Below are 11705 nucleotides of genomic sequence, written 5' to 3' on the forward strand. Positions count from 1 at the left end.
AACAATATTCAAACATGATGAAGAACTTTAAGTATTTATTTTTAATATTATTACCTTTTTTACTTACCTCGTGCATCACAACAAAGGATGTAAGATATTTACAGCCGAGTGAAAGCCTTGTTATCAATGAAGAAGGCCTTGTTCCCTACAATATTCCTGTCTACAGGATTACCAAAAATGATATGCTTAACCTCAATATCGTGACTACGCCAAAAGGAGATGCAGCACAGTTTTACTCTGCATACAATACCTCAGGCGGAACAGGCGGTGGAGCAGTAAGCAATACCGTTACTTCATCAGGCGGAGGAAGCTCTACGATGGGAGGAAATGTCAATTTCTATTTTAATGGATTGAAAGTAGATAACAACGGAGATATTAATGTTTTCGGAATAGGATACGTTAAAGCAGAAGGAAGAACCCTTGATGATGTAGCAAAAGAAATCCAGACTAAAGTCAATGAGAATTTCCAGGAAGGAAAAGCCGAAGTAAGATTAAATACAGATGGAATTACCTATTATGTACTTGGAGATGTAGAAACTACAGGGATGTCGGGAGAGAAAGTCGCTCATAAAAACACCCTTACGATTACCGAAGCATTAGCTATTAATGGAGGTTTGAACAGAACCATAGATAAGAAAGAAATTGTAATCCACAGAAAACTTCCGGAAGGAATTAAGATTGCTAAAATAGACCTTACCCGTGAAGATCTAATGAATTCTCCTTTCTATTATATACAAAATGGAGATGAAATCTATCTTAATACCAGAAGAAAAAGCTTGAACGGATTCGGAAAAGATCCTATCCAGACCCTACTTACTGGTGTGACAGCAATTACAACTGCATTAACTCTATATACAATCCTACAAAGACTTTAATCCCATGATTCCAGGAAAAGATACCGCAGTAGGACAAAGCGAAGCCCCAAAAGAGAAGTATGGGACTTTTGCATTATTTAATCTCGAGCACTTTTTAAGAAGATTGCTTAAAAACTGGTATTGGTTTGCTTTTATGTTCCTGATTGGCTATGCCATATCTTGGGTGTATAGTAAATATTATGCACAGAATGTATATGCCTCAGACCTGTCTTTGAGTATTTCCAATAGTACTTCAAGCTATTTTAGCCCCAACCAGTCTATCAACTTTATCTGGGGACAGAGCGGAAACCAAGATGGAGTGTACCTAAAGAAAATGCTTTTTTCAAGATCTCATAATGAGTATTTGGTGAAAGAATTAAGCCTTTATATAAATTATTCCACTAAAGGATTTGTAAAGTCCACTTATCTGGATAAGAATGATTCCCCGGTTTTTCTTGAAATTGATAAAAAGCACCTTCAACAGGTTAATTACCCAATTACATTATTGCCTAAAAGTAATGGCTCTTATGAAGTTGTATTGCCAGAAGAAGGACAGTCTTCCAATTTATATAGTTATGAAATGGAAAGCTTTTACAATATCAAACCCTTCAATAGACCTGCAAATAAAATTATTAGGGTTAATGAGTGGTATAATTCTCCAAACTTAAGATTTAAACTGGTTCAGAACCCTGTTACTCCTAGTATCAAACTTGATAATATTGTTGTTAATTTAGTAACTATAAATCAAGGAGTTAATGATATTGTGTCTACCATAGGTGTTGGTTTTGATAAAGAAATTAGTACCATTATGATTATTACTAAAAAAGGGTATAATCTTAACGGTACCGTGAACTTCCTGAACAAATCGGTAGCCGAGCTTCAGAAAAAAAGACTTGAAGATAAAAATATTGTTAATAAAAATACAACCGTTTATCTGCAGGGAAGTCTTGATGGAATCCGTAAAAGACTGGATTCAGCAGCAGCTGTGCTGAACTATCTGAAAACATCAGAAAAACTTTATAATATTAAAGACAGAGATGAAAAATCTCTTGAAACAATAAAAGATCTTGAAGCCAAAAAAGCAGATTTTGTAAGTAAAATTACCTCTCTCAATAATATTAAGAGTACACTTCAGTCTCAAAACTTTGATAAAATGATTGCTACAAACGCCGCAGGTTTTGAAGACGGATTTTTTTCTGCTTCTGTAAGTGAACTTAAAGCTTTGTATACAAAAAGATCAGAATTAGCTCAAATTTATAAACCTACTTCCGAGCCAATGAAGGAAGTAAACAGGTTGATCAGTGAAGCTAAGGCAGGATCTTTTAATAGCTTGAAAAACTACTACACCAAATATTATGATGAGATCAATAAAATTGATCGTCAGGTTGCAAATGCTAATTCTGATTTAGCAACATATCCTGAAAAAGAAAGAAAATATCTAGATGCAGAAAGAGGCTATAATATGATCGAAGCTACATACAATAGCTTGTTGACCAGACAAAATGAAGCCCGTTTAAATGTAGCAACCAATCAGTCTGATGTGAGCGTAATTGACCCTGCTAAGAATATTGGACAAGGGCCAGTGAGTCCTAATATAAAAATGACAAAAGCAGGAATAATAGGTGGAATGTTATTCCTTCCAATACTATTTATCCTGATTGGCGAATTGCTTGATAATAAGATCAGAAACATTAAAGAATTATTAGGAGTAACAAAAATTCCTCTTCTTGGAGTAATCGGAAACAATAGCAGCGAAAATATGCTTACTGTTTTGGAGCAACCTAAATCATCCGTTTCAGAGGCATTCCGAGGAATTAGAGCCAACATGAGATTCCTGATGAATAATGAAGAAGTAGGAAAAGGTAAGGTGATATTGGTAACCTCTTCTGTAGGTGGAGAAGGAAAAACATATATTTCTATTAACCTGGCATCTGTATTAGGATTAAGCGATAAGAAAACAATCCTTTTGGGGATGGATCTTAGAAAACCGAAAATCTTTGGGGACTTTAATATTGATAATAAATATGGTATCTCAAACTATCTTACAGGAGAAGTGAATATAGATCAAATTATTAATAAGACAAAAATTCCTAATCTGGATGTAGCAACTTCAGGGCCTATTCCTCCCAATCCTTCAGAATTGCTGATGAGCCAGAGAAATGTTCAGTTTATAGAAGAACTGAAAGGAAAATATGATTTCATTATTATAGATTCTCCACCGGTAGGGCTTGTAGCAGATTCTTATGAACTGATGAAATACTCTGATGCCAATATCTATGTGGTTCGTCATGAATACACTGAGAAGTATATGATGAAGATGGTTACTGAGAAATACCAGAATAATGAAATTGAACATTTAGGACTTATTTATAATGATTATAACACGAAGCAAGGATATGGGTATGGATATGGTTATGGCTACGGATATGGTTATGGATATGGATATTTTGATGAAGATAAAAATTACAAAGAACCGTTATTGATCAGAATACGGAACAAAATGCAGGTAATGTTTAACAAAAAATAAAGCCTTAAACCCTCATTCGATGGGGGTTTTTTTATACTTTGAGGATTTTCATTCTATGAAAAAAAGAATATTTTTGCCACTTTGCCGTTTACTTTATAACAAATTATGTTTTTTTGTTTATTTTTAACTAAACATTAAGATTATCATTAATATAAAAATGTTTTATATTTGCAAAAATTAAATTTTAAAATAACCATAAATCCATATTCTTTTATGAATAAAAAATTATTGTTTAGCTTCCTCGCCTTCCTTGGAGTGGTGAGTGTTAAAGCACAAAGAAACGAATTGGGGGTTCGTCTAGGTATGAGTAACCTAGTGGGTGATGTAGGGAGCACAAGTTATATTTTACAAAAGCCGTTGGATTTAAATAGAATGTCGGATTGGGGGATCCCGTTTTATGGAGGAATTTTATATAGATTTAATTTTAACCCGCACCAAACCGTTCGATTGGATTTAGGGTATAACCAGATTCAGTTTAGTGATAAAGCTGCAAAAGAAGAATATAGAAGAAATAGAAATGCATACGGGAAAAATAACGTATACGAAGCAAGTTTAGTTTTTGAATATAACTTTTTTCCGATAAATAATGAACAGATAAGTATGGTAAGCCCGTATATTTTTGGAGGTATTGGAGCTTTGATGTTTGATGCACCTAAAGCTAATTTATCACATGATTTCAGAAGAGATCCTGATGGTGTAGCACTTGCCCCAATCAATGAAACGGACTTTAAAACAACTACGGAATATTCATTAGGAAAAAAAGTTACCATGCATATCCCTTTTGGTGTAGGTTTGAAGTATAAATTTAACCATACTTGGGCTATATTTGCAGAAGCAACCTTCAGATATACTTTGACAGATCAGCTTGATCATAGTAAAATACTTCCTGAAGATATAAAAAGTTCCTTTAATGCCGATATCCTTGATCCGGCGACAGGAGGCTCTTTATTACAGTCTGGAAACTATTTTGCTGCTGCCAAAGAACGAGAAGGAGAGTTTATTAAAAAGAGAAATATTGGAGATGAAAGATCCAAAGACTGGATGAATACTTTCAGTTTAGGATTAACATTTTCGTTTGGAAGACCTCCATGTTATTGTGATTAATTAATATGTCGTTGATTAAAGATAAAATAAATTCTGAGAATTTACCAAAACACGTAGCCATCATTATGGATGGTAATGGGAGATGGGCTAAATCTCGTGGCGAAGAAAGAACCTTCGGTCACAAAAATGCCATTAATGCTGTAAGAAATGCGATTAATGCATGTAATGAGATCAATATCCCCTATTTAACACTTTACACATTTTCTTCAGAAAACTGGAGCCGTCCTACTGAAGAAGTAAATACCCTTATGAACTTACTGGTGGAAACCCTGTTGTTAGAAGCAGAGGAAATCTTCAGCAAAGGATTAAGAATGCATGTAATAGGAAATCTCGAAAAGCTGCCTACTTTAGTAAAAGAACAGCTGGAGCGTGTGGTAGAACTCACAAAAGAAAACACAAAAGGAAACCTTGTACTGGCTATTAGCTATGGCTCACAAAGCGAAATACTGAATGCTGTAAAAAATATCAGCTCAGACGTAAAAGAAGGAAAAGTAGATGTAGAGAATATAGATGAAAAATTATTCGAAAACTATCTCTACACCAAAGACTTTCCTCCTGTAGATCTGTTGATAAGAACAAGCGGCGAAATAAGAATAAGTAATTTCCTGCTTTGGCAGATTGCTTATGCTGAATTACAGTTTTTGAATGTTCTATGGCCGGATTTCACCAAAGATATTTTCTTCCAATGTATTGTTGATTATCAAAACAAAGAAAGAAGATACGGATTAACCGGAGAGCAGATACAAGGCCAATAAATTTTAAAGAAAAGAAAGACTCGATAAAATGAAGTTTAGACTATTACCCATCATTATGTTTGCTGCTTCTGCACATTTTTATGGACAAGTAACGCCACAAGACAGCACGAAAGTAAACAATGCTGTACATGCAGACAATGAGGTAGGTACCTATACACTTAAAGACATTGTTGTAGATGGGGTAAAAAAGTATACACCAGCTCAGATCCTTAGATTTACAGGCTTATCCAAAGGAGAAAGCGTGGATATCCCGGGACAGAAAATCAGTAATGCCGTTAAAAAACTTTGGGATACCCAATCTTTTTCTGAAGTGGAAGTATACGTTCAAAGCATTGAAGGACAGACTGTAGTTCTTAAATTCTATCTTCAGGATCTGAAGGAACTTGGAGAAGTGAAATTCAAGGGCAAAGGAATTGGGAAATCAAAAAGTGAAAAACTTGCTAAAGATAACAATCTGAAGCCTGGTACAAAGATTACTCAAAACTTGGTGTCAAGTCTTAAGGCAAACATCCCGAAAGACTATATTAAAAAAGGTTTTGCCGACGCAAAAATCAGTATCGAGGATAGAGTAAATGCCGGAGATCCTTCTTTGGTAGACTGGACTATCAATGTAGATAAGGGTAAGAGAATTAAAATCGACCATATCGAATTTGAAGGAAATACAAGTGTATCTGATAGTAAGCTTAGAAAAAAGGCTTTCAAAGAAACAAAACAAAAACGTTTCGGTATCGGAGGTATCTTGAAGTCTTCTAAATTCATTGAAGATAAATATCAGGAAGATAAACAAAGCCTGATCAGTTATTATAACTCCTTAGGATATAGAGATGCGAAGATCGTTTCAGACTCTGTATGGAGAAACAAGAAAAATAACTATGAGATCAATGTAAAATTGAATGAAGGTAAAAAGTATTATATCGGTGATATTACGTTCACAGGGAATACTGTTTATTCTACAGAATATTTACAGAGATTATTAGGATATAAAAAAGGAGATATCTACGATGCTGTAGGTTTCAACAAAAAAGTAGGTGAAGACGGAGGTAAGGAAGATGATTCCGATATCAAATCCGTTTACATGAACAACGGATACCTTTTCTCCAATGTTACACCGGTTGAAAAATCAGTGAACGGAGATGCCGTAAACCTGGAAATCAGAGTAAATGAAGGAGAACAGGCAACCTGGAATAAAGTAACATGGCAAGGGAATGTAACAACCCATGACCATGTAATTCTTAGAGCATTAAGAACAAAACCAGGGGAGTTATTCAAAAAAACTGAGATCAAAAGAACATACTTCGATTTAGCAGGGATGTCATTCTTCGATCCACAACAAATCGGACAGGATATTCAGCCAAACCAGGCAGACAATACTGTTGATATCAACTGGAAACTTGTAGAAAAAGGATCTTCTCAGGTTCAGTTACAAGCAGGTTACGGAGGGAATAGCTTCATTGGTACCCTTGGATTGACATTTAATAACTTCTCATTGAGAAACTTCCTTAAGTTCAAAGACTTTAAACCAGTGCCACAAGGAGATGGTCAGACCTTCTCCATTCAGGTACAGGCTGGGCAGTATTTCCAGAACTATGGAGTATCATTCGTAGAACCTTGGTTATTTGGAGCAAAACAAACCGCTCTTTCTGTAAGTTTGAATAACTCAAGAGTGAAATACAGTGACCAATTTGGAAATGCACAGAAACTTAATATATTCTCGGCATCAGTAGGTTTAAACAGACTTCTGAACTGGCCGGATGATTATTTCTCTCTGTACACAGGATTACAGTTCCAGAAATATGACTTTAATAACTATCCATTCCAATTTGGAGACGTTACAGAAAACTATGGAACGGCTAATAATTTTAGTATTAACCTAGGGTTAAGCAGAAACTCTGCAGGTATAGATCCAATTTTCCCGACAACAGGTTCTAATATTGAACTTTCTGCAAAACTGACTCCACCATATTCATTGTTTAGCAAAAAGAATTATGATGAGATGAAGCCTATTGATAAGTATAAGTGGATGGAATTCTATAAAATCAAGTTTAAGGCAGACGTTTATAACGAAATTGTCGGTAAACTGGTATTGAGATCTTCTGCTGAAATGGGATTCATGGATGGATATAATAAAAACCTGGGAGCTCCGCCATTTGAAAGATTCTATGTAGGAGGTACTGGATTATTTGGAGGTAGATATGACGGTCGAGAACTAATTCCTTTAAGAGGATATGATACGCAAAGTAACTCCGGAGGTGCAGCAGCAGATATTACACCACAAGGAGGAGGAACAATCTACAACAGATTTACGCTGGAATTAAGATATCCAATCTCATTGAACCAAACGGCTAAAATTTATGCATTGACGTTCGCTGAAGGAGGTAACGTTTGGAACTCATGGAGTAATTATAACCCATTCCAGTTGAAAAGATCAGTAGGGGTCGGAGTCAGAGTGTATATGGGAGCGTTCGGATTGATCGGATTCGACTTTGCTTATGGATTTGATAAGACTCTAGATGGAAACAAGTCAGGATGGCAAACCCATTTCTTGATGAACCAATCATTATAATTATAAATATGAAGAACTTTAAAATAACCATCACTTTTGTATTGCTCTTAATTTTTGGGTTAGGAAATGCTCAGAAAATTGGAGTGGTAGATACTAATGAGATTTTAAATAAATTACCTCAGTATAAAGAAGCCGAAGCGAGATTAAACTCTCAAATTGATACCTGGCAGTCTGAACTTCAGAACATGCAGTCGGAGTATGAAAGAAAAAAAGCAGCTTTTGAAAGTGAAAAAGTGTTATTGATAGGTGACCAACTGAAACTTAGAGAAAAAGAAGTTGTAGATCTTGATAAAAACATCAAAACAACTACAAGTTTACGTTTCGGATCCAATGGTGAAATAACAAAACTGAGAACAAATCTTGTTTTACCATTCCAGGATCAGATTTGGGGAGCTATCAAAACAATGTCCGAAAAAAATGGGTTGGGCATAGTTCTTGATAAAAGCAATAACATTAGTGTTATTTTTCTTCAGGGAAAATATGACTATACAGAAAAAGTATTAGCTATTTTACTGAAAGGAACAGATAAAAAAGATAAAACAACAAGTAAAAGTAAAAAGTAAGTTTTTAAATTAACTTTTACGTAAATTTGAAATCTAAAAACAAATTAAATTATTTATTTTACCAATTATGAAAAAATTAAGTGTATTATTTGCAGCAGTGATGATGATTGTTTCTGTAGGTATGGCAAAAGCTCAAAAAATGGCTACTTTAGATGTATTGGGAGTTCTTAATGCAATGCCTGAAAAGAAAAAAGCAGATGCTGACCTTAAAACATTCTACGATACTAAGCAGGCAGAGATCAAGAAGAAATATGATGCTGGGCAAGCTAAACTAAAGCAGTATAGCGAAGAAGCGCCTAAGAAATCTGCAGAAGAAAACAAAGCTAGAGAAGCTGAATTATCAAAAATTCAGGAAGAAATAGCTCAAATGCAGGATAAAGCTCAAAAAGATCTTCAGGCTAAACAAGAAGTAGCTTTCGGACCAATTGAGAAAAAATTGAACGATGCTGTAGAAAAAGTATCTAAAGCTAACGGATATGAGTATGTAATGGATGGAAATTCACCTGCATTCCTATACAAAGCCGGAGCTGATGCTACTGCTGCTGTAAAAAAAGAATTAGGAATTCAATAATTTCAGCAAATTAACAAAGATTTATAAGACAAACCGCCTCCAAAAGAGGCGGTTTGTTTATTTTTGCGGAATGGAAAAAGAAGTATCAACTATAGTTAAAGTAAGGTTTAGTGACTGTGATCCTATCGGCCACTTGAATAATGTAAAATATCTGGAATATATGTTCAATGCAAGAGAAGATCATGTAGAGACATTTTACGGATTTACTTATGAAGAATATACCAAACAAACGGGATGTACTTGGATCGCTATTCAGAATGAAATCGCTTACCTGAAAGAAGTAAGATACAATACTCAAGTTGTCATCAGCAGTAAAACAATCGATATACAAGATAGAACAGCCAAAGTGGAAATTCTGATGAAAAGCTTAGACGAGAAAACAATTCATGCTGTGCTTTGGGTAACTGTGATCTATTTCAATGTGAAAACTAGAAAATCAGAAGTTCATCCGGAAGATATAAAAGAAACTTTCCATAAGTTTTATGTAGATCTGATACAAAAAGATTTCCAGTCAAGAGTTAAGTTTTTAAGATCCCAAAATGCAAAAAACTCTTAATACATATTATATTGAGAATTTTTTGATAGTTTAAAAATAAAAAAATATGAAAAAAATAGCAGTAATAGGCAGCAATGGCCAGTTAGGTAACTGTATCAGAAAAATAGCTCCCGATTTTGAAAATCAATATGAATTTCTTTTTACAGACTCCACAACTCTTGATATAACCAATGAAGAACAGGTAAATGACTTTTTCTATGATAATAAACCCGATTATTGTATTAATGCTTCCGCATATACAGCAGTAGATTTGGCTGAGAAAGAAAAAGAAAAAGCATTTGCAGTAAATGCAGAAGGGGTTGCTCACCTTGCTCAGGCTTGCTTAGATTTTAAAACCATTTTAATTCACGTTTCTACAGACTATGTTTTTGATGGAAATACAAATCTTCCTTATTCAGAAGATGATTTTACAAATCCAATAGGAGTGTATGGAGAGTCAAAGAGAAAAGGAGAAGAATTAGCATTGGAACTTAATCCTAAAACCATTATCCTAAGAACCTCATGGTTGTATTCTGAGTTTAATAAAAACTTTGTGAAGACCATGTTGAATCTGTTTTCACAAAAAACAGAATTAGGAATTGTAGCAGATCAATTTGGTCAGCCTACGAATGCTAATGATCTTGCTGAGGCAATTATGGATATTATTGAAGCTCCTAATAAAACATTTGGAATTTTTCACTTTTCAAATTATCCGGAAACTACCTGGTTTGATTTTGCAAAGAAAATTGCTGAGTTTTCAAAATCTTCAATACAATTGAATGCTCTCACAACTGAGCAATATCCAACTCCGGCCAAAAGACCTGTAAGAAGTACCATGTCTCTGGATAAGATAGAAGAAATTTATAAGATAGAACCAAAACATTGGGAACACAGTCTTGAAGAATGTGTTGAGATCCTTACACAACAATAATAATATGAAAAAATTAGCCATTATCTTTTCTGTAGTATGTATTCAGCTTTGGAATGCACAGAATGTTTATCTGAGTAAGGTAGAGAAGACCAATGATAATGCAGACAAGTTTCTTTATAAAAAAGATGAAGCAGAAACAGAGGCTATCTATTTAGGCGAAGCTGAAGTTCAGGGGTTCTCAAAAGATGATGCCATGGTGTTTTCATTAGTATATAAAAAAGCAAAAGAGATTGGAGCCAATACTTTTGTCATAAAACCTTTTGAAAATATAGACGGATCACCTCAGGCCTTTAATCCTTCTAATTATAAGATAGCATTATATTATACTCCAAAAGAAAAACTAAAAGTTAGTAACGGGATGATGTATATATTTGCTTCTTCAGAAAAAGATCAGAAGATCAATATCAATAGTAAGGATTATATTGTACCACCAAGATCATTTTTTAAATTAAAAATTATCCCTGGAGATGTTTATACTATCTCTACCAAGAAACTTTTAGGCTCAACGGTGAAAGTTCAACCAAAAACTAATGATGATAATCTTTATTTTCAGATTTCATCATTAAAAGTAAAGCCGGACAACTCTGGAGTAGGAGGGCTAAACCTTAAATCAGGAGATATTATTGGATTAGAAAAGTCTTATGCAGAATTTTTAAGTGCAATTTATAAAGAAAACAGGCAATAATACTTTATTATATGGATAGCTAATACCCGGTTTCGATAGGAACCGGGGATTTTTATATATAATGTTTAAAATTTTTCTCTCAAGGTATCAGTGGTTTAGGGGTAAAATATTACGTAAATATGAAATTTATGTTAAGTTTATTTGTTTTGCGTGGTATAAAGTTTCTATCTTTGCCCCACTGAAAACGAGAGTATATCAGTAAGCGCAGAAGGGCTTTTAAATAAGCATAAACATTATCATCTACTAGGATATGAAACGAAAAAAAACTTTTAATTTTTATCAAATAAAAGTTGCGAGTTAAAAAAGAGTTTGTATCTTTGCAGTCCCAATTAAGGGAGCGCAGGAGTAGAGAGATTGAGTGTTATGATAGAGATTAAGGTTACTTAAAAAACTTTAAAATTTTCTTTCAAAACATTTGGTCAATTAGAAATAAAGTTTTACTTTTGCACTCGCAAATACGGAGCGACACTGACAGATAGATTGCTTCGTTAAAAAGCGAAAGATATAAAGATCATTGACATACAATATAACAACCAAGTAAGGAAAAACTAAAGCGTTAAAAACTTTGAGTGAGTCAGACAAACATACAATGGAGAGTTTGATCCTGGCTCAGGATG

Annotated in this window: 10 protein-coding genes; all 10 read left to right on the forward strand. The window is 34.2% G+C overall.

Annotation, left to right across the window (positions count from 1 at the left end; genetic code table 11):
* The first annotated feature begins 14 nt into the window (after positions 1-14).
* Positions 15-875 carry a polysaccharide biosynthesis/export family protein gene (locus tag GTR01_RS12020; RefSeq protein WP_160138078.1) on the forward strand — a complete coding sequence of 287 codons (861 nt, stop codon included), beginning with the start codon at positions 15-17 and terminating at the stop codon, positions 873-875.
* A gap of 4 nt (positions 876-879) precedes the next feature.
* Positions 880-3381: an exopolysaccharide transport family protein gene (locus GTR01_RS12025; protein WP_160138079.1), complete on the forward strand. Its 2502-nt coding sequence runs from the start codon at positions 880-882 to the stop codon at positions 3379-3381.
* 213 nt (positions 3382-3594) lie between these two features.
* Complete coding sequence (locus tag GTR01_RS12030; protein ID WP_160138080.1) at positions 3595-4485, forward strand: DUF6089 family protein; 891 nt, start codon at positions 3595-3597, stop codon at positions 4483-4485.
* A 5-nt stretch (positions 4486-4490) separates the two neighbouring features.
* Positions 4491-5240 carry an isoprenyl transferase gene (locus GTR01_RS12035; protein WP_160138081.1) on the forward strand — a complete coding sequence of 250 codons (750 nt, stop codon included), beginning with the start codon at positions 4491-4493 and terminating at the stop codon, positions 5238-5240.
* A 28-nt stretch (positions 5241-5268) separates the two neighbouring features.
* Complete coding sequence (bamA, locus tag GTR01_RS12040; RefSeq protein ID WP_160138082.1) at positions 5269-7803, forward strand: outer membrane protein assembly factor BamA; 2535 nt, start codon at positions 5269-5271, stop codon at positions 7801-7803.
* 8 nt (positions 7804-7811) lie between these two features.
* A complete protein-coding gene (locus GTR01_RS12045; RefSeq protein ID WP_160138083.1) occupies positions 7812-8366 on the forward strand; it encodes an OmpH family outer membrane protein in 555 nt (184 codons plus the stop codon).
* A 67-nt stretch (positions 8367-8433) separates the two neighbouring features.
* Positions 8434-8937, forward strand: coding sequence for an OmpH family outer membrane protein (locus GTR01_RS12050; RefSeq protein ID WP_160138084.1), 504 nt, complete (start codon positions 8434-8436; stop codon positions 8935-8937).
* 70 nt (positions 8938-9007) lie between these two features.
* On the forward strand, positions 9008-9493 hold the full coding sequence (locus tag GTR01_RS12055; RefSeq protein ID WP_160138085.1) for an acyl-CoA thioesterase: 486 nt from the start codon (positions 9008-9010) through the stop codon (positions 9491-9493).
* A gap of 46 nt (positions 9494-9539) precedes the next feature.
* Positions 9540-10403 carry a dTDP-4-dehydrorhamnose reductase gene (rfbD, locus tag GTR01_RS12060; protein ID WP_160138086.1) on the forward strand — a complete coding sequence of 288 codons (864 nt, stop codon included), beginning with the start codon at positions 9540-9542 and terminating at the stop codon, positions 10401-10403.
* 4 nt (positions 10404-10407) lie between these two features.
* Positions 10408-11088, forward strand: coding sequence for a hypothetical protein (locus tag GTR01_RS12065; protein WP_160138087.1), 681 nt, complete (start codon positions 10408-10410; stop codon positions 11086-11088).
* Positions 11089-11705 lie beyond the last annotated feature (617 nt).

Origin of the sequence: Chryseobacterium sp. c4a, assembly GCF_009900745.1 — a bacterium.
GTDB lineage: Bacteria > Bacteroidota > Bacteroidia > Flavobacteriales > Weeksellaceae > Chryseobacterium.